This window comes from Rhizobium sp. ERR 942, assembly GCF_007828395.1.
Lineage (GTDB): Bacteria > Pseudomonadota > Alphaproteobacteria > Rhizobiales > Rhizobiaceae > Rhizobium > Rhizobium dioscoreae.
In genome coordinates this window covers 1,164,825-1,181,669 of record NZ_VIUA01000002.1, presented here as the reverse complement: position 1 = coordinate 1,181,669, position 16,845 = coordinate 1,164,825, and the positions used below count along the sequence as shown (strand labels likewise).

The 16,845-nt window shown below is 60.0% G+C and carries 19 protein-coding genes and 1 pseudogene; 15 read left to right on the top strand and 5 right to left on the bottom strand.

All coding sequences use genetic code 11. The features are described 5' to 3' along the window. Positions 1-29 precede the first annotated feature (29 nt). The 12 genes and pseudogenes from FBZ97_RS12395 to FBZ97_RS12340 all read left to right on the top strand — a co-directional run bounded on the left by FBZ97_RS12395 (position 30) and on the right by FBZ97_RS12340 (position 10,621). Positions 30-1,376, top strand: coding sequence for an ABC transporter substrate-binding protein (locus FBZ97_RS12395; protein WP_145319914.1), 1,347 nt, complete (start codon positions 30-32; stop codon positions 1,374-1,376). Positions 1,377-1,389: 13 nt separating this feature from the next. Beyond that, the gene (locus FBZ97_RS12390; protein WP_246661748.1) at positions 1,390-2,310 is read left to right on the top strand and encodes a sugar ABC transporter permease; all 921 of its coding nucleotides are present in this window, start codon (positions 1,390-1,392) and stop codon (positions 2,308-2,310) included. After that, the gene (locus FBZ97_RS12385) at positions 2,307-3,143 is read left to right on the top strand and encodes a carbohydrate ABC transporter permease (RefSeq protein ID WP_145319910.1); all 837 of its coding nucleotides are present in this window, start codon (positions 2,307-2,309) and stop codon (positions 3,141-3,143) included. The genes FBZ97_RS12390 and FBZ97_RS12385 overlap by 4 nt, the downstream gene beginning before the upstream one ends. A gap of 5 nt (positions 3,144-3,148) precedes the next feature. Further along, on the top strand, positions 3,149-3,967 hold the full coding sequence (locus FBZ97_RS12380) for a sugar phosphate isomerase/epimerase (RefSeq protein ID WP_145319908.1): 819 nt from the start codon (positions 3,149-3,151) through the stop codon (positions 3,965-3,967). A gap of 11 nt (positions 3,968-3,978) precedes the next feature. Further along, on the top strand, positions 3,979-5,055 hold the full coding sequence (locus tag FBZ97_RS12375) for a Gfo/Idh/MocA family oxidoreductase (protein WP_113329179.1): 1,077 nt from the start codon (positions 3,979-3,981) through the stop codon (positions 5,053-5,055). Then, positions 5,055-5,873 (top strand): sugar phosphate isomerase/epimerase, encoded by an 819-nt coding sequence (locus FBZ97_RS12370; protein WP_145319906.1) that lies wholly within the window; start codon positions 5,055-5,057, stop codon positions 5,871-5,873. The genes FBZ97_RS12375 and FBZ97_RS12370 overlap by 1 nt, the downstream gene beginning before the upstream one ends. Continuing rightward, a complete protein-coding gene (locus FBZ97_RS12365; protein WP_145319904.1) occupies positions 5,873-6,700 on the top strand; it encodes an alpha/beta hydrolase in 828 nt (275 codons plus the stop codon). The genes FBZ97_RS12370 and FBZ97_RS12365 overlap by 1 nt, the downstream gene beginning before the upstream one ends. Next, on the top strand, positions 6,697-7,422 hold the full coding sequence (locus tag FBZ97_RS12360; RefSeq protein WP_145319902.1) for a ribulose-phosphate 3-epimerase: 726 nt from the start codon (positions 6,697-6,699) through the stop codon (positions 7,420-7,422). Before FBZ97_RS12365 ends, FBZ97_RS12360 begins: the two co-directional genes overlap by 4 nt. Next, positions 7,419-8,387: an ROK family protein gene (locus FBZ97_RS12355; protein ID WP_145319900.1), complete on the top strand. Its 969-nt coding sequence runs from the start codon at positions 7,419-7,421 to the stop codon at positions 8,385-8,387. The genes FBZ97_RS12360 and FBZ97_RS12355 overlap by 4 nt, the downstream gene beginning before the upstream one ends. A 14-nt stretch (positions 8,388-8,401) precedes the next feature. Further along, positions 8,402-8,584, top strand: a pseudogene (locus FBZ97_RS12350) (ABC transporter); the annotation flags it as partial. Between the two features lie 210 nt (positions 8,585-8,794). Beyond that, positions 8,795-9,652 carry a heparin lyase I family protein gene (locus FBZ97_RS12345; protein ID WP_186449486.1) on the top strand — a complete coding sequence of 286 codons (858 nt, stop codon included), beginning with the start codon at positions 8,795-8,797 and terminating at the stop codon, positions 9,650-9,652. Between the two features lie 231 nt (positions 9,653-9,883). Further along, positions 9,884-10,621, top strand: a complete 738-nt coding sequence (locus FBZ97_RS12340; RefSeq protein WP_348642364.1) for a L,D-transpeptidase — start codon at positions 9,884-9,886, stop codon at positions 10,619-10,621. A gap of 460 nt (positions 10,622-11,081) precedes the next feature. On the opposite strand, the gene FBZ97_RS34400 is transcribed toward FBZ97_RS12340, so the two are convergent. Then, positions 11,082-11,258 (bottom strand): hypothetical protein, encoded by a 177-nt coding sequence (locus tag FBZ97_RS34400; protein ID WP_173002461.1) that lies wholly within the window; start codon positions 11,256-11,258, stop codon positions 11,082-11,084. 294 nt (positions 11,259-11,552) lie between these two features. Between FBZ97_RS34400 and FBZ97_RS12335 the strand changes: the two genes are divergently transcribed. Next, the gene (locus FBZ97_RS12335) at positions 11,553-11,951 is read left to right on the top strand and encodes a hypothetical protein (RefSeq protein WP_113329187.1); all 399 of its coding nucleotides are present in this window, start codon (positions 11,553-11,555) and stop codon (positions 11,949-11,951) included. A gap of 119 nt (positions 11,952-12,070) precedes the next feature. Here the strand turns inward: FBZ97_RS12335 and FBZ97_RS12330 are convergent, their stop codons facing one another. Genes FBZ97_RS12330 through FBZ97_RS12315 form a run of 4 tightly spaced genes read right to left on the bottom strand, consistent with a single transcriptional unit; the run spans position 12,071 to position 15,502 of the window. Continuing rightward, positions 12,071-13,057 carry a branched-chain amino acid ABC transporter permease gene (locus FBZ97_RS12330; RefSeq protein WP_186449485.1) on the bottom strand — a complete coding sequence of 329 codons (987 nt, stop codon included), beginning with the start codon at positions 13,055-13,057 and terminating at the stop codon, positions 12,071-12,073. Next, on the bottom strand, positions 13,054-13,962 hold the full coding sequence (locus FBZ97_RS12325) for a branched-chain amino acid ABC transporter permease (RefSeq protein ID WP_113350987.1): 909 nt from the start codon (positions 13,960-13,962) through the stop codon (positions 13,054-13,056). The genes FBZ97_RS12330 and FBZ97_RS12325 overlap by 4 nt, the downstream gene beginning before the upstream one ends. Continuing rightward, positions 13,959-14,708, bottom strand: coding sequence for an ABC transporter ATP-binding protein (locus tag FBZ97_RS12320; protein ID WP_145319894.1), 750 nt, complete (start codon positions 14,706-14,708; stop codon positions 13,959-13,961). The genes FBZ97_RS12325 and FBZ97_RS12320 overlap by 4 nt, the downstream gene beginning before the upstream one ends. Further along, positions 14,705-15,502 carry an ABC transporter ATP-binding protein gene (locus FBZ97_RS12315; protein ID WP_145319892.1) on the bottom strand — a complete coding sequence of 266 codons (798 nt, stop codon included), beginning with the start codon at positions 15,500-15,502 and terminating at the stop codon, positions 14,705-14,707. The genes FBZ97_RS12320 and FBZ97_RS12315 overlap by 4 nt, the downstream gene beginning before the upstream one ends. A 122-nt stretch (positions 15,503-15,624) precedes the next feature. Between FBZ97_RS12315 and FBZ97_RS12310 the strand changes: the two genes are divergently transcribed. Continuing rightward, on the top strand, positions 15,625-16,359 hold the full coding sequence (locus FBZ97_RS12310) for a GntR family transcriptional regulator (protein ID WP_145319890.1): 735 nt from the start codon (positions 15,625-15,627) through the stop codon (positions 16,357-16,359). Next, a complete protein-coding gene (locus FBZ97_RS12305) occupies positions 16,356-16,844 on the top strand; it encodes a DUF3830 family protein (RefSeq protein WP_145319888.1) in 489 nt (162 codons plus the stop codon). The genes FBZ97_RS12310 and FBZ97_RS12305 overlap by 4 nt, the downstream gene beginning before the upstream one ends. Position 16,845: the final 1 nt, after the last annotated feature.

Below are 16,845 nucleotides of genomic sequence, written 5' to 3'. Positions count from 1 at the left end.
GAGGTCGCCAGTCTTCCTGGGAGGGAAACATGACAGATATCAAGAAGACGCCGGCTTACTCCACGAGTGCCGGACAATCGATAATGCTTGATCGTCGTCAGCTGCTGTTGAGTGCCGCCGGCGCCGCCATCGGTACGGCAACGCTTGGAGTTGCTACAAGCCTTGGCATCCGCCCGGCGCGTGCCGCCGATCGGACGGAAATCAGCTTTGCCAGCGCCAGCTTCTTTGGCAAGGAAGGCCTCGGCGACCTCGTCAAGACGTTCAACGAGTCGCAAAACCGCATTACCGTCAAATTCATCGAACTGCCGCCGCCGAGCTCGTCGACGGAAGTCTATCAGGGCCTCGTCCAGCAGCTCGCCCGCCGCAACGGAACGCCCGATGTTTTCAGCCAGGACGTTATCTGGATCGCGGGTTTTGCATCCGCCGGCTGGGCGCTGCCGCTTGACGAGTATTTCCCGAAAGACAAGCGTGCCGATTATTTCCCCGGCACAGTGGCTGCCTGCACCTATGGCGGCAAGTTGACAGCGCTGCCATGGTTCGTCGATTCCGGCATGTTCTACTATCGCAAGGATCTGGTGGAAAAGCATGGTGGCAAGGTGCCAGAAACCTGGGCCGACATGGCGACGATGGCGGCAGAGGCGCAAAAAGCCGGCGACGCCAAATTCGGTTATCTCTGGCAGGGTAAGCAGGCCGAGGTTCTGGTCTGTGACGCCGTGGAAATCATCGCATCCAACGGCGGCTCCATCCTGTCCGCAGATGGAAAATCTTCCGTCATCGGCGACGATGCCGCCGTTGCCGCGATCCAGTTCCTGTATGACACCATCAACAAGACGAAGATCAGTCCTCAGAACGTGCTCTCCTGGGACGAAGAGCCCTCTCGCCAGCCGTTTACGTCTGGTGAGGCGATGTTCATGCGCAACTGGTCCTATGTCTATCCGATCGCGCAGGATCCGAAGGCCTCGCATGTTGTCGACAAGGTGGCTGTCGCGCCGCTGCCGCATTTTGCCGGCGGCAGGAGCTCGGCCTGCCTTGGCGGCTACCAGCTGGGCGTCAATGCCAACTCCAAGAAGCGGGAAGCGGCGATCGAATTCCTGACCTGGATGTCTTCACCCGAAACCCAGACCCGGCTTGCCCTTAATTTCGGTCTTGCGCCTTCGCGGCCTGCCATCTTCCAGGATGCGAAGCTCAAGGCCGAGCAGCCGTTCATGGCAAGTCTTCAGAACGTCTTCACCGGAGCCACGCCGCGGCCGATCACGCCGCAATATGCCAAGGTAACGCTGGCATTGCAGTCCAGCATCTCGAAGGCACTCGTCAGCGGCAACGTCAAGGCCGAGCTTCAGGCAGCCGCCGCCCAGATCAACAAGATCGTTGGCTGAAATGGCGATGACGATGACGGCTGCCGTTTCCGAACAAACCCCAGGTAAGTCGAGGGCGCTATCAAGCGCCCTCTGGCCCTGGCTGTTGCTGCTGCCGGCATTCCTTTCGCTCGCATCGGTATCCTTCTATCCGATCGTCAACGGCGTCTATCTGTCCTTCACCAACCGCTCGCTGATCACACAGGACAATGATTTCGTCGGCATCGCCAACTATGTACAGCTGCTGGCCGATCCGCCGTTCTGGAATGCCTGGTGGCACACGATCTGGTTTACCCTGATCTCGACCTTGCTGGAGACCTTTATCGGCCTCGCGATGGCGCTGATCCTTTGCGAGACCTTCGCCGGTCGGGGCATGGTCCGCGCCGCCATGCTCGTGCCCTGGGCCATGCCGACCGTCGTGACGTCGAAAATGTTCGGCTGGCTCTTCGATGGCCAGCACGGCATCATCAATTTCATCCTTCTGCATGCAGGATTGATCGACGAGAACGTCAACTGGTACGGCTCGCCCGATACGGCCCTGACGACGATCATCCTTGCCGATGTGTGGAAGACCACGCCATTCATGGCGCTTCTATTGCTGACGGGACTGCAGACCGTTCCGAAATCGCTGATCGAGGCGGCACGCATGGATGGGGCGGGAGCCTGGACGATCTTCTGGCACATTCGCCTGCCGCTCCTGATGCCGACGCTGCTGATCGCCGGGCTTTTCCGTGCGCTCGATGCCTTTCGCGTTTTCGACCTCGTCTATGTTCTCACAGGCGGCGGCCCGGCCGATTCCACCGAGACGCTTTCGACGCTGTCCTACAAGGTACTCTTTTCGACGCTTCAGTTCGGCTACGGCTCTGCAGTCTCGACCGCCATGTTCATCACGGAAGGTCTGATCGCCATAGGCTTCTGCGTCTTCCTCGTGCGCGAGATCAGGAGGACGACGTGAACGCAGAGCGCTCAGTCCTTCAAAACATCGCCATCTATCTCGGCGCGCTGTTCATCCTCATCTGGTCCGCCGGCCCGTTCATCTGGCAGTTTTCGACATCGCTCCAGCTCGACAAGGCCCTGACTGAAGGCACGCCCTCGCTCATACCGAACCCGTTCACGCTGGAGCACTACTACAATGCCTTCGTCGAAAAAGGCTTGCATCACTATGTGCTGAATTCGCTCGTCGTTTCGCTGGCGACCACCGCCCTTTGCCTGATCGTCGGTTCGCTTGCTGCCTTTTCACTGTCGCGCCTCGACGTGAAAGGACGCTTCAGCATCCTGACCGTCATCCTTTCGGTATCGATGTTTCCCCAGATCGCCCTGGTCGGACCTCTCTATCTCATCGCCTCCGATCTCGGACTGCTCGATACCTATACGGCGTTGATCATCACCTATCTCGCGCTCGGACTACCGCTCGTAACCTGGGTGCTGTTCGGCTATTTCGAAACGCTGCCGCGCGAGATCGACGAGGCAGCCCGTATGGACGGTGTCGGCCCGGTTGGCTTGCTATGGCATATCATCCTGCCAATGTCGCTGCCGAGCCTGGTCACGACAGGCCTGCTCGCCTTCATCACCGCCTGGAACGAATTCCTGTTTGCGCTGGCTTTCACTTCGGACAGCGGCAGCCAGACGATTCCGGTCGGCATCGCCAATTTCACCAACCAATATTATGTGCCCTGGGGAGACATCGCCGCCGCATCGGCTGTCGTCACCATACCGCTCATCATTTTGGTGCTCTTCTTCCAACGACACATCATCGAAGGCCTGACCCAAGGCGGAATCAAGGAATAGCGGGAATGCGCAAGGACATAAAAGTCGGCTGCCAGACATTCACATGGGAAATGCTCGGCAATACCTGGACTGGAACGGCAGATGATCTGCTGTCGGCCATTTCCGTCGGCGGCTACTCCGGCCTCGAAATCACCGATACGATGATCGGTCGCTATGGCGCGGAGCCGCATGCCTTCGCGAATGCATTGAGGGATTGCGGCTTGACGCTTATCTCCTTCGCCTTCGGTTCCAAGAGCGGCTTTACCGTCGCCGACGCCGTGAAGGACGATCTTGCCACGACCAAGCGCTGGATCGATTATGCCGCGCATTTCCCCGGCGCACTCGTTTCCATCGGCTCGGCAACCGTCGTTTCCGATGGCCCGCGAGACGAGAAGTTTGCCATTGCCGGCGAGTTTTACAATCGCGCCGGCGAACTGGGCAAGGCCGCCGGCGTCGAGGTCGCCGTGCACCCGAGTTCGCATCACAATACGCTGCTGTTCGACCGCGCCGATTACGACCGCATCTTCTCATTGCTGGATCCGAACCTGGTCGGCTGGGTGCCGGATACCGGTCATATCCTGCGGGGGCATGCCGATATGCTTGACACGATACGCACCTATCAAGACCGTATCCGCTACCTGCATCTGAAGGATGTCGATGCGCAGGGCCGATGGGCAATGCTCGGCAAGGGCGTTCTCGATACGCCCGCCGTGATCGACCTCGTCTCGGCCGCTCCGCGCTTCAATGGCTGGCTGGTGCTGGAGGAGGAATCCGAGACGGCCGGCGCCGATCCTGCCGCTGCGGTCAAAGCCAATCGCCAAACCATGCGCGGCTACGGGGCATAAGGAGTAGAACCATGATCGAAAAGGAAAGTCGCCGTCTTCGCATGGGAGTACTCGGCTGCGGCCCGATCGCGCAATTCGCACATCTCGAATCCTGCGCCAAGGCGAGAAATGCCGATCTTTATGCGATCTGCGACGCAGCCCCCGATCTTCTGGCCCGCATGGGCGCGACCTATGAGCCGCAGAAGATGTACGATGATTATGATGCCATGCTGGCCGATCCCGAGCTGGAGGCCGTGATCGTCGCGACATCCGACGCCTATCATGTGCCGATGTCGATCAAGGCGCTGGAAGCCGGAAAGCATGTGCTGTGCGAAAAGCCGATCGGAGTGTCCGTCGAGGAAGGGCAGCAACTTGCCGAGGCCGTGCGCCGGTCCGGGAGGATCCTGCAGGTCGGCCATATGAAACGCTTCGATCCGGCGCTTGAGGCCGCGCGTGATTTCGTACGCGATGACATAGGCCAGATTTTTGCGATGAAGGCGTGGTATTGCGATTCCACCCATCGCTACACCAATACGGATGCGGTGCAGCCCCTGCCCGTCACCAGCAAGCTTGCGCGCAAGCCATCAGGCAATCCCAAGGCCGATCTCCGGCAATATTTCATGCTCGCCCATGGCTCGCATCTCGTCGACACCGCGCGCTTCTTCTGCGGGGAGATCGTCGCCGTTCGCGCCCGGCTCCTGGAGCGTGCCGGTGCCTATTGCTGGTTCGTGGAGACCGAGTTTGCCAACGGTGCTCTCGGCCATCTGGACCTGACAGTTGCCGTGCGCATGGATTGGCATGAAGGTTTCCAGCTTTATGGCGAAAACGGCTCGGTTCTCGCAAAGACCTTCAATCCCTGGTACTTCCGATCAAGCGAAGTGGAGATCTTTCACGAGAAGGATGCGACGAGTCGGAAGCCGCTCGGTGCCGACGGCCATTTCTTCCGCCGCCAGCTGGAAGGACTTGCAGATACAGCATTAAATGGCGCGCCGATGCGCGGTGCCAATGTCGAGGACGGCCTGGCCTCCATCCGCGCGATGGTGGCGATCGCCCGATCGGTGGAACGAGGCGAGCGCGTCGAACTCGCATCGGTCACGGGAGCGGTCTGATGCAGATCGGCATCTTCGCCAAGACCTTTCCCGGAACGGAGCCGCTCGGCGTTCTCTCGGCCGTGCGCGACAGCGGTTACGCATGCGCGCAGTTCAATCTCGCCTGCTGCGGTCTCCCGTCCATGCCCGATGCCGTTTCGGAAGAAGCGATCGCAGCGGTTCGTTCGTCCGCCGAGGCGACGGGCGTCTCTCTTGCCGCCCTGTCCGGCACTTACAACATGGCTCACCCCGATATTGCTGTACGCCGAGCGGGCCTCGCCCAGCTCGCCGTTGTCATCGAGACGGCGGCGGCACTCTCGATTCCGCTGGTAACGCTTTGCACCGGAACGCGCGACCCGAACGACCAATGGGCCTATCATACCGACAATGGTGATCTCTCCGCCTGGACCGACATGGCGGCTGAAATATCGAAGGCTCTGGAGTTGGCGGAACAGCATGGCGTCGATCTCGGCATCGAGCCGGAGCAGGCCAATATCGTCACCTCGGCACGCGACGCCCGGCGGCTGATCGACGAGATGGGATCGCGGCGGCTGCGCATCGTGCTTGATCCGGCCAATCTCTTCGAACAGGCAACACCTGCCAAGGCGCGGGCGATAATTGAAGAGGCGGTCGAAACGTCAGCCGGTCATATCGCCCTGGCCCATGCCAAGGATCGTTACAGCGATGGTCGCTTCGCAACCGCCGGACGGGGCGTGGTGGATTTTGCCGATTTCATCGCGCGGCTGCGCTCGGTGAATTTCGAAGGCCCGCTCGTAACGCATGGCCTTTCTGCTTCGGACGCACCGGCCGTTGCCGGCTTTCTCAAGGCGCTGATCTGATGGGCAAGAAATGGTTCAAGCGCGACGATGCGGAACTTGTCGTCTACGAGAATGGGCAAGGACTCCCCGTCATCTTCCAGCATGGCCTTGGCGGCGACGAGGCACAGGTCGCACAAAATGTTCCCGCTTCGGTAGACATGCACCGGCTGACACTGGAATGTCGTGCGCATGGCGCATCCTCACTGGGCAATGCGCGACCCTTTTCCATCCGCATGTTTGCCGAGGATGTTCTGGCCGCGGCCACCGCGTACGGGTTCGATCGCTTCATCATCGGCGGCATTTCGATGGGAGCGGCCATTGCGCTGCACCTTGCTCATCATCATGCCCACCGGATTGCCGGGCTCGTTCTTGTGCGCCCCGCCTGGACCTTCGAGGCATCGCCGGGCAATCTCGCGCCGATCCGCACAGTGGCTGCCCTCATCCGTTCGCATCTGATCGAGGAGGCCAAAAGGCTCTTTATCGCCTCTGAAACAGGACAGCGGATCGCCTCCGAGGCACCGGACAATTTCTCCTCCCTGCTTGGCTACTTCGACCGACCAGATGCTCTCGCCTTCGCCTCTGTTCTGGCTGATATCGCTGCAGACGGGCCGGAGGTGCCGCGGGCAGCAGCAGCCGCTCTTGCCGTGCCTGCCCTGATTATCGGCAACCAGCACGATGCGATCCATCCGCTCTCCTGCGCGCAGACGCTCGCCGATGTCATTCCAGGCGCGAGCTTTGTCGAAGTCACCGCCAAGGCTGTCGATAAAGATAAGCATTTTGCCGAGGTCCAAGACGCCATCGCGCATTTTCTAGCATCCAAAACACTCCGGAGCTTCGTTTCGTCATGACGTCCAGACCTCATTCCGGCCCGGCGGCCATCGCAGCGCTTCCCCGCAACAGGCTTCTCGGCGAATTTTCGCTCTGGTCGGCCGATCTTGCCAATATGGAGACCGACCTCAAGCGCATCGAAACCTATGTCGATCTACATCACATCGATGTCGCCGATGCGCGCTTTACGCCGGGCTTCCTGTTCTTTCCTGATTTTGTCGCGCGCATCGCCAAGTCGACTGCGAAGCCGATCCATGTCCACCTCATGGTCGAGGCTGAAATCGTCGAGGAGCAGACCCGGCAATTCATAGAGGCGGGAGCGGATTTGATCAGCGTCCATGCCGAAAACGGCGATGCCGGCTTACGCGCCATTGCACTTGCCAAAAAGCTTGGCGCCGAAGCCGGCGTGGTGCTGCGGCTGGAAACACCTGTTTCGGCGATCGAGCCCTTTATCGATCACGTCGCCTTCGTGACGCTGCTCGGAACCTCGATCGGCGTCAAGGGACAAAGCCTTTCCGAAAAGGCTTGCGACCGGCTGATCGAAGCGCGTTCCCTGCTGAGAAAGGCAGGCCGCGAAGATCAGATCATACTTGCAGCGGATGGCGGCATTCGCGACCAAACCGTCCCGCTTCTGCGCCAAGCCGGGGCACAGACGGTCGTTCTCGGATCGCTGGCATTCGGCGACAAGAATCTTGGCGACCGGATCGCCTGGCTGCATGGACTGGAGAGCCGGGTTTCGTGAAAAAGGTCGCTCTTGCATTCGATCTCGGTGGAACGGAGCTTCGCGCCGCACTTATCGATGATGCGGGATGCCTATTGTCGTTCTCGTCGCTATCGACGGATGCGGCCGGCGGTCCCGCAGCCGTCATCCGTCAGATCGAACTGCTGGCGGAAACGGTGTTGGCGGAAACGCCCGATCTTTCGCCGATCGGGATCGGGATCGGCGCGCCCGGTCCGCTCGATCCGGACGCCGGGATCGTCATTGCGGCCCCGACGCTGGTCGGATGGCATGAGGTCCCGCTGGCGGAGATTCTCCAAAACCATTTTCAGCTGCCCGTGCGGCTCGAAAACGATGCGAATGCGGCAGCTCTCGGGGAATGGCGATATGGCGCCGGCCGCGGGGCGGGATCGATGGTGTTCGTCACGGTATCGACCGGTATCGGCGGCGGCGTGATTGCCGATGGCCGAATCCTGCATGGCAGACGGGGCCTGGCTGCCGAGATCGGCCACATGACGATCACAAACGAGGGCGAACGTTGCTTTTGCGGCGCAGTCGGTTGCTTCGAGGCCGTCGCCTCCGGCACGGCACTCGGCAGGCGGGCGACGGCCCGCACCAGGCCATCAGACGGATCGATACTGCGCAAGTTCGCCGCCGATGCCGACGTGACCGGACGACATGTCGTAGAAGCCGCGCGAAAGGGCGACGCCGATGCATTGACGCTGCTGATCGACGAAGCGCGGTGGCTGGGGATCGGCTTCACAAACCTGCTTCACCTCTATTCGCCCGACGTGCTTGTCATGGGCGGAGGAATTTCGCATGGCTTCGATCTTCTGCACGACCAAGTGGCGGCGACGGTTCGCGAGCGCGCCATGCCCGCCTATCGCGACGTGCCGATCGTTGCCGCACAGCTTGGGCGCCATGCCGGTCTGATCGGCGCCGCCAGCCTCATCTTCGACGGCTACGGAAAGCCGCCCCGGAGTCGATGAGTTCCAAGGCGTGCCAGCGCGTGGCAGTTGGTCGCGCGATCGTTCGAAATCCGAAGATCTTTCCGTTCGACGAGCCACTTTCCAATCCCCATGCGGCGCTGCGCGTCAACATGCGGCTGGAGCTGATACGCCTGCATGACGAAGTGGCTGCAACGATGATTTACGTCACCCACGACCAAATCGAGGCAATGACATTGCCAATCGAAACACTCTTGACCCGCAATTTTCGGCCGATAGAAATGAACTGAGGCTTCGCAACCAGTGTCATTGGCCAAGAAAGCTGGCTGGAACCGCTATTTCTCAGACGCTGTCCCGTCTTGCGGAAAAGACCGACGATGATGACCTCGAGAACGCCACAGCTTGCCTTCGTCCTATTATGCCTGGGTGCTTTGAACGGATCGCACGCCATGGCACAGGAAGCAGCGGCTCCGCTGTCGGGCAGCTTTGCCGACCTATGCGCCGTCGACGGCGAGCATCCGTCGAAGCTCTGGCGGATCAGCAGCAGGCTGGACCCTGCCTTATGGAGATCGCGTATCGTTTGCGATCTCTCATCCCCTTCCAGGCCGATATTACGCATCTCGGTGCATCCAGGTGATGCCCCCGACCAGAGTATCGGCGATGCACCGACCGAACGGGTGGAAATTCAAATCAAGAAAGAGGTTATCAAATTCGATGAGCCGACGTGGTATCATTTTGCCTTCCGGCTCGAAGCCCCCTGGCGAGGGATCGGCAACCGCACCGTCATTCATCAGGTAAAGCAAAATATTCCAACGGAGGAGACGAAGCCCCTTGGAGCTTGCCAGGCGGCAAATCCATTGTTCAAAATCGAGGCTATACCATCGGAAACAGGGGCGAATTTCGTTGCCAAAGTGCGGGGTAGCGCCGACTGCAACGCCGGTCAATCCAAGATAATCTGTGGTCCCTGGCATCTCAATGTGGGTGACTGGAATGATGTGAATGTGATGCTGAAGCCGAGCCTGCAGGAGGGTGCGAGCTCCATACAGGTCTATCTCAACGGACGCGCCTGCGACTCTCCTATACGGGGCGCCTCGGCTTTCTCCATCACGGTATGCGGCATCAAGACGGCCGCCCGTTCATCGACGTTCAGCCGCGCTTTGGGATCTATAGGGACACTCTTCCCGGCGTGGTGCAATCAGTTGACTTCGCGGATATCCAGTTCTGGTCGACGGACCCTTCCAGCGATCCCGCTTGGTCGAAACTGGCAGTATCCGCTGAGTAATCATCCGATCTTTTCGGATCGATGACAGAAACGCTCCGTGTGGCCGCCCGTTTGCGCATCTCCATCTGAACTTCAAAACAGGTCGGAAAATCTCGACTTTCAATCGCCGCTGCCACAATTACGCCCGCCGTTTCCGGAATTGTCTGCAGCACGCATGCCCCGCTTGCACGGGGTGCAATCCGATGCATTATTCGGGAAGTATGGTTATCACGTGAAGACTAAAAAATTTGTTCTTTTGCCCGCTCTGGCTTTACTGATGGCAGGCTCCGCCGCGCATGCGCAGGAATGGAGATATTTGCCGGATTATGGCGACGATCTGGATGGCGGCTATGTTGCTCCGCGCTATTGGCGGGAGGCACCGCCGCGTTATCGCGACGATCCGCGTCTCGACGACGGCTATTACTATCGGGGCGACCGTTACAACGACTATGACGATGAGGACGGCGATTTCCCGCCAGCCCCTCGTCCACGGCGCCAGGCTTCGATCGATCGGAATGTGGTGTCTCCCCAATTCAGTCCGGGCCTCAAGGACGACAAGCAGGCCAGTCTGGCGCAATCGCCGATCCCGCGCAGCGTTGTGCGTTTTTCCGGCTACGATCCCGGCACAATCGTTATCTCCACCAAGGAAAAGCGCCTCTATCTCGTGCTCAACGACGGAACTGCCCTCAAATACGGCATCGGTGTCGGCAAGCAAGGCTTCGCCTGGAAGGGCACCGAGACGATCAGCCGCAAGGCGGAGTGGCCCGATTGGACGCCGCCCAAGGAAATGATCGCCCGCCGTCCGGAATTGCCTGACCACATGGAAGGTGGGCTCAATAATCCCCTCGGAGCGAGAGCGCTCTATCTCGGTTCCACCCTCTACCGCATCCACGGCACCAATGAGCCGAACTCGATCGGCAAGGCGGTGTCGTCCGGCTGCATTCGCATGGCAAATCCGGATGTTATGGATCTCTATGGCCGGGTCGGCGTGGGAACAAAGGTCGTCGTTCTCTGACTGCACTCCGACCATGCATGGGTCAGCCTGGAGCAATTCCAGGATAAAGTGCGCAGCCGTTTCCGTAGGGAATTGCGTGAAGACAAAAGCTGGAGCGGTTCATATATTCGATGAAAAGCTCAACCGCTCTGGCAGGACCGGAAACGCACACCATTGGACGGGAAGGCAGTCATCACAGGCACCATGGCCGTGACCTGCATTTTGTCGCGCCTCGGCGCATCGCGGAAATCGGATTTTAGGCCACCGCTCTCTCAATTCGCATCCGAGCGGAATGAATAGCGGAGAGAGGAAGGGCGCGGACGAAATCATCGGCGCTATGCAAGCCCGGACTCCGCCATACGCGGAGCCATTCGCCTGCTGAACGAAGCCCGCCGATGCGAGCCGGCCAGATCGGAAAGCCGAGAACAATGAGCAAGGCGTTGTAAAAAACAGCACCTTGCCTCATTCAAAAGGCCACAGTCTAACTACCTGTAATCTTGAATTCATTAGCATATTCTTCCGAACGCAGTACATCGGCTTGGGAGGCCTCTGCCCCGTTGAAGAATTCCTGCAGGAGCCGGGTAATGCGCTCCGGCGATGTACCCTTGGCATATTCTTCCTGCATCCGGCGTCTGACCAGCATTTCCAAGACTGACATGTCTTTCACCTCATAATTCCGGCGCAAGGAAAATGTCGCTCTCAATGACGCGGGAGGCAAGTTACAGTTTTTTCATGGTCTTGATGGCTCGACGACAAGACTTCTGATCTCTTTCCGCCGCCTCGTGCCGGAAACGGTGCCGACCGAAGCGTGATCGATCTTTCACTTGCCAAATGGCGATGTATCGTAGAATTGAAAGCGGCCAATTGGTCGGTTGTTTGCGCTTCGTTAACCTGCGTGCTTTAGCGGGCCACACCCCGACCTTTGGATGATGTCGCCTGCAAGGAATGAATAATGCCCATAAAGAAAAGCTCTGCCTCTGACGTTTTCCAGCGCAAGATTTCGGATTTTTGCGATATGCGGCTTAAGCCGCTGCTTCAGCCGCGTAGCTTCGAGAATATCAAAGGCTTCATGATCGGCCTGATCGTTTTCCAGTCGCGTCCTCCCCTTCGGGCAGGACGTGTCGACTTCCAGGAAATTGCCTCGCTCTGCGGCATGGACGAGGAGATGAGCCCGGAATTCAAGCGGGCTGCCCAGCCCGGCTTCGACGCTATTCTTCGCTGGCTGGGAGCTCCGAAAACCAATAGGGCGCAGATTTCTCGCGTTGCCGCCCCTGCCGTCCGGAAACCGCCGTTGCGGATTCCTGCCAAACCTGCTTCCGCTCAGCCGGAGCGCCGCGCTCTGGCGTCCTGAACCGAACTGCGTACCGGCCGCCTATGGCCGGTACGCCACTGATCTGCCTTGCCAGATCACAAAACCCCACACAACACGGACTATCGATCCAATCGGCGGAAGCTTGCTTTCGGTTTTCGCTAGGATGCGGCGTTACTTTCATCCGCAATCGGTTTCTGCTGCGGCGCGATCACAGATCGCCGCCGCGGCATGTCGCCAAAGAGGCCGCCGGGACGCACCAGCAGGATGATGCAGAGCATGACGCCTATCGCTACGATCTGCAGCGATGCCGCACGAGCCTGCTGTTCCGGCGAAAAGAGGATGCTCGTCAACGCACCGGAACCAGCCCAGATAGCCCAGACCAGAACGCTGCCGACGATAGCACCCTTGTTGCTGCCAGAGCCACCGACGATCAGCATGACCCAGACCTGAAAGGTTAGGATCGGAAGGTAGTTGTCCGGTGCGATAAAGCCGATGAAATGCGCCTGTATGGCGCCGGCCAGCCCCATGATCGCACCGCCGACGGCAAAGGCCTGTACACGATAGAAGCGAGCGCTCTTGCCGAGAGAAATGGCGGCGCGCTCGTCCTCACGCAGCGCCTTGAGAACACGCCCCCAGGGGCTTTTTGCAAGATGCTCCAGCGCAAAATAAACGATCAGCAATACGACGACCACGATGCCGAGGTTGGCCAAATTGAAAAGAAGTGGCGTTTCGGCAAGGCTGGAAAATGGGCGGGGAATAAAGCCGATGCCAAAGGGGCCACCGGTCAGTTTCTGCGCATTGAGCGCCACGAGCTGGACGACGACGGCCACGCCGAAGGTGGTGATCGCCAGATAATCGGATTTCAGCCGGAGCGTCGCCACGCCGATAATGGCGGCGGCAAGACCGGCGACAATCATCGCGCCGAGCCAGCCGACGAGGATCGGCAGATCGAACCCACCGAACCGCCCGGCCGTATCCGGCGTCGTCAGCAGGGCCGAGGTATAGGCGCCGATCGCTACGAAGCCGGCGAGCCCGACATTGAAGAGGCCGGTCAGGCCCCATTGCAGGTTCAGGCCGAGGGTGATGAAGGAGAAGATCAGCGCGGTGGTCAAGAAGAAAGCGCCATAGCCAATAATGTCCATCATCGCTCCCTCACTCCGAAAAGGCCGATCGGCCGGATGAACAGCACCGCCATCAGAATGATGAAGGAAATGGCGGCACGCCATTCCGCTCCGATCAGCTGAACAGCCGCTGCCTCGGCAAGGCCGATGATCAAGCCACCCAAAACTGCGCCCGGAACGCTCCCGATACCGCCGAGAATAGCGGCAGCAAACATCGGCAACAGCATGTCGAAACCCATCAGCGGGCGGATCTGCACGAGAATGCCGATCATGACGCCGGCGACACAGGCCAGTCCGCCGCCGATCAGCCAGGTGACGCGCACGACCTTGGCGACATCGATGCCGACGACGCGGGCAAGCGCCGGATTTTGGCTCAGCGCCTGCATGGAACGCCCTGTCTGCGTCCTCGTCATCAGCATATGAACGCCGAAGACCAAAAGCGCCGTCACAATCAAAAGGGCGATCTGATCGGGCGTGATGCGGATGCCGAAACCGATGGGCATGGCGATCTGAATGGCGCGGCTGAAATAGGCCGGGCGCGACGTGAAGAGAAATTCGAGCAGGCTGCGCAGCGCCATGGAGGCACCGAAGCTCGCCATCACGACGATGATCGACTGGCCTTTAGCCCTTAGCCTGGCAAACAGCACCTTGTCGAGCGCGAGGGCAAGGATGCCGGTAAAGCCCATCGCCAGGATTACCGCCACGATCAACGGCCAGCCGAAGGAAAGCGGGCCAATGGGAGCGACCTTGCCGAAGATTGCGCCTATGGCACTGACGACAGCAAGCGTTGCATAGGTGCCCCAGGCCATGAAATCGCCGTGGGCGAAGTTCGAGAAACGCAGGATCGAATAGGTGAGCGTCACACCTATCGCGCCAAGGCCGATCATCGAGCCTGTGAGCAAGCCATCGATGATGAATTGCAGGTTCATGCCGCACCTCCCCTTGCCGAAGTCGCGGGTCGCTGCCCGAGATAGAGTTCGGCTACGACAGGATCGCTCCAAAGCTCCGATGCAACGCCTTCATGCCTGTCTTTGCCCTCGACGAGGACATAGGCACGATCGCCAATCGCAAGCGCCGCCTTGGCATTCTGCTCGACCAGGAGAATGGTGACGCCGGATTTGCGGATTTCGCTCAGCATGTCGAAGACCATCGAGACGAACTTCGGCGAGAGGCCCGCCGAGGGTTCATCGAGGACAAGAAGTTTCGGATGCACGATCAGAGCGCGTGCAACGGCCAGCATCTGCCGCTGCCCTCCGGAAAGATTACCAGCCGCGATGCGGCGATGACGCGCGAGATCCGGAAAGGTCGCATACATTTCGTCGATGCGAGCCGGCACGTCCTTCGGCTTCAAAATTCCGCCGGCGACCTTCAGATTGTCTTCGACGGACATCAGCGGAAAGACATTCTCCGTCTGTGGCACGAACGCAAGGCCGAGCCGCACCATGATGTGCGCGGGCGTACTCGTTATATCCCTGCCGCCCAGTTCCACCGTGCCGCTTTCGACCGGAACGAGACCGGCGATCGCCTTGATGAAGCTCGACTTGCCGGCGCCATTGGGGCCGAGCACAACGACGATTTCCTTCTCCGCCACCGTAATCGAGGCGCCGCGCACGATCGGAACACCCGGCTCGTAACCGGCAACAAGATTGCGAACGCTCAAGACCGGTTCGCTCATGCCGCGCCTCCCAGATAGGCCTCGATGACGCGCGGATCGCGGGCGACCTCTTCCGGCGTGCCCTCGCAAAGAAGCTGGCCGCTCGCCATCACAAGCACGCGGTGACACAGGCGGGTGACCATATCGATATTATGTTCAATCAGAAGAAAGGTGACGCCGCGCTGGTTGATATCACGGATACGGTCGATGATCGTCTCCAGAAGAGTAGCGTTGACGCCGGCGGCGGGCTCATCGAGCAGGATGAGGGCAGGATCGGCCATCATGACGCGGGCAAGCTCCAGAAGCTTGCGTTGACCGCCCGATAGAACGCGCGCCGGTTCATGCGCCAGACGCGTCAGGTGAACGAGGTCAAGCAACTCCATCGCTTTTGCATAGGCCGCCTTCTCCTCAGCGGCGACCTTCCATGGCCGCAGGAAATTCGACAACAAGCGCTCTCCTGTCTGACGTTGGGCGGCCAGCATCACGTTGTCGAGAAGCGTCAGATTGGGAAACGGCCGCGGGATCTGGAAGGTGCGTCCAAGTCCGCGTGCGATCCGTCGATGGGCAGCCTCGCCTGCGACTGCGGTGCCATTCAAGACGATTTCGCCGGTGCTCGGCGCGACGCTACCGGCCAGAAGGTCGAACATCGTCGTCTTGCCGGCGCCGTTCGGACCGATCAAGCCGAGGATTTCGCCCTGGCGCACATGGAAGGAAACGTCGTTGACGGCGACGAGGCCGCCGAAACGCCGCACCACGTTTCTGGCCGTCAGAACAGGCCGGGCTTCCTCCCCATGCCGTTCAGTTGTCGTACTCATGAGATCCCTCTGGCCGGAAAACGATCATTGCCGTCTCCCTGATTATTTGATTTGTGATCACACTTGCATTGATCACGCTAATCAGCTTTAATCCTCTTCGCAAGCCGAAAAAGGGATTTCGAATGCAAAAGGCCACCGCCGACAAGAGCGATCCGATTGCCGCACAGCTTGCGCCAGTGGGGCGAGAAACCGTTCAGGACCGGGTCTATCTGGAGCTGCGCCGGGCGCTGATCGGCGGGCTTTTCGAGCCGAGCCAGGTGCTGACGATCCGCGGTCTTGCCGACGCGCTGATGACCAGCACCATGCCGGTGCGCGAGGCACTCGGTCGGCTCATTACCGAAAAGGCATTGGAAGCCCTTCCCAATCGATCCGTTCGCGTGCCGCCGATCACGCTGGAGCGGATGGACGATCTTCTGCGCGCTCGCATCCTGATCGAGGGCGAGGCGATCGCGCTTGCCGCGACCCGCATGACGCCGCGGCAGATTACGACCATCGAGAGCATGCTCGGCGAATGGGACGAGATGCGCGCGCTGAAGCACAAGAAGGATGTCGACCGCGAGGTGACGCTCAATCAGGCCTTTCACTTTGAGATCTATCGCGCCTGCGGTTCCGCCGTGCTGATCCCGATGATCGAAAGCCTTTGGCTGCAATCAGGCCCCTGTATCCGCGTCGCGATTTATGCCTTCTCGGATGCCGGCGAGGTCGATACCGCCCATTATCACCGTACGATCGTCAAGGCGATCGCCGCGCAGAACGCCAGAGAAGCGCGTGATGCGCTGGTGGCAGACATCAGCCGGCCGTTCACCTTCCTGCGCAGCAAACTGGAAGCCGAAGCCAAAAGGGGCCAATCCGAATGAGCCAACGCGCCATCAAGATCTCCGAACCCAGTTCCGGCCTCAGTATCTTGGCACCTCTGCTGGAAACCAAGGCGCCCGATAATGCCGCCTTTCTCTGGACCTATCTCGGCGAAGCTCGCGTGGTTGGCGGCATTCATGCCATGTGGACCGGACCGGAAATCTCGTGCCCAATCCCGCCGGCGCATCTGAAGGGTGCTTCCTATGCAAACGCCCTGCCCGCCGAGAACGCGACACTGACGCCGCAGCCAGGCGATATTGTGCTCAGCTATGTGCCGCCGCGTATGTGGGGCGGCAACCCAGATGCGATCTTCGATATCGGCCTGTTCTATGGGCAGGGCGCTCGCCTGCTCTTCCCGATCGGCTGGCTTGCCGGCAGCGTCGTCGCGCAAGTGCGCCCAGAGGAGCGCGAACACTTCGCGGCGGCCTGCGGCGTCATCCGCCGCAAAGGCGCCTGCGACGTCGCCTTCGAACGCGCGGAGATCTGAG

Excerpts from the sequence above, each read along its gene's own strand:
- FBZ97_RS12395 (WP_145319914.1), top strand. The coding sequence starts at position 30 with ATGACAGATATCAAGAAGACGCCGGCTTACTCCACGAGTGCCGGACAA.
- FBZ97_RS12390 (WP_246661748.1), top strand. The coding sequence starts at position 1,390 with ATGACGGCTGCCGTTTCCGAACAAACCCCAGGTAAGTCGAGGGCGCTA.
- FBZ97_RS12380 (WP_145319908.1), top strand. The coding sequence starts at position 3,149 with ATGCGCAAGGACATAAAAGTCGGCTGCCAGACATTCACATGGGAAATG.
- FBZ97_RS12375 (WP_113329179.1), top strand. The coding sequence starts at position 3,979 with ATGATCGAAAAGGAAAGTCGCCGTCTTCGCATGGGAGTACTCGGCTGC.
- FBZ97_RS12370 (WP_145319906.1), top strand. The coding sequence starts at position 5,055 with ATGCAGATCGGCATCTTCGCCAAGACCTTTCCCGGAACGGAGCCGCTC.
- FBZ97_RS12365 (WP_145319904.1), top strand. The coding sequence starts at position 5,873 with ATGGGCAAGAAATGGTTCAAGCGCGACGATGCGGAACTTGTCGTCTAC.
- FBZ97_RS12360 (WP_145319902.1), top strand. The coding sequence starts at position 6,697 with ATGACGTCCAGACCTCATTCCGGCCCGGCGGCCATCGCAGCGCTTCCC.
- FBZ97_RS12345 (WP_186449486.1), top strand. The coding sequence starts at position 8,795 with ATGGCACAGGAAGCAGCGGCTCCGCTGTCGGGCAGCTTTGCCGACCTA.
- FBZ97_RS12340 (WP_348642364.1), top strand. The coding sequence starts at position 9,884 with ATGGCAGGCTCCGCCGCGCATGCGCAGGAATGGAGATATTTGCCGGAT.
- FBZ97_RS34400 (WP_173002461.1), bottom strand. The coding sequence starts at position 11,258 with ATGTCAGTCTTGGAAATGCTGGTCAGACGCCGGATGCAGGAAGAATAT.
- FBZ97_RS12335 (WP_113329187.1), top strand. The coding sequence starts at position 11,553 with ATGCCCATAAAGAAAAGCTCTGCCTCTGACGTTTTCCAGCGCAAGATT.
- FBZ97_RS12330 (WP_186449485.1), bottom strand. The coding sequence starts at position 13,057 with ATGATGGACATTATTGGCTATGGCGCTTTCTTCTTGACCACCGCGCTG.
- FBZ97_RS12325 (WP_113350987.1), bottom strand. The coding sequence starts at position 13,962 with ATGAACCTGCAATTCATCATCGATGGCTTGCTCACAGGCTCGATGATC.
- FBZ97_RS12320 (WP_145319894.1), bottom strand. The coding sequence starts at position 14,708 with ATGAGCGAACCGGTCTTGAGCGTTCGCAATCTTGTTGCCGGTTACGAG.
- FBZ97_RS12315 (WP_145319892.1), bottom strand. The coding sequence starts at position 15,502 with ATGAGTACGACAACTGAACGGCATGGGGAGGAAGCCCGGCCTGTTCTG.
- FBZ97_RS12310 (WP_145319890.1), top strand. The coding sequence starts at position 15,625 with ATGCAAAAGGCCACCGCCGACAAGAGCGATCCGATTGCCGCACAGCTT.
- FBZ97_RS12305 (WP_145319888.1), top strand. The coding sequence starts at position 16,356 with ATGAGCCAACGCGCCATCAAGATCTCCGAACCCAGTTCCGGCCTCAGT.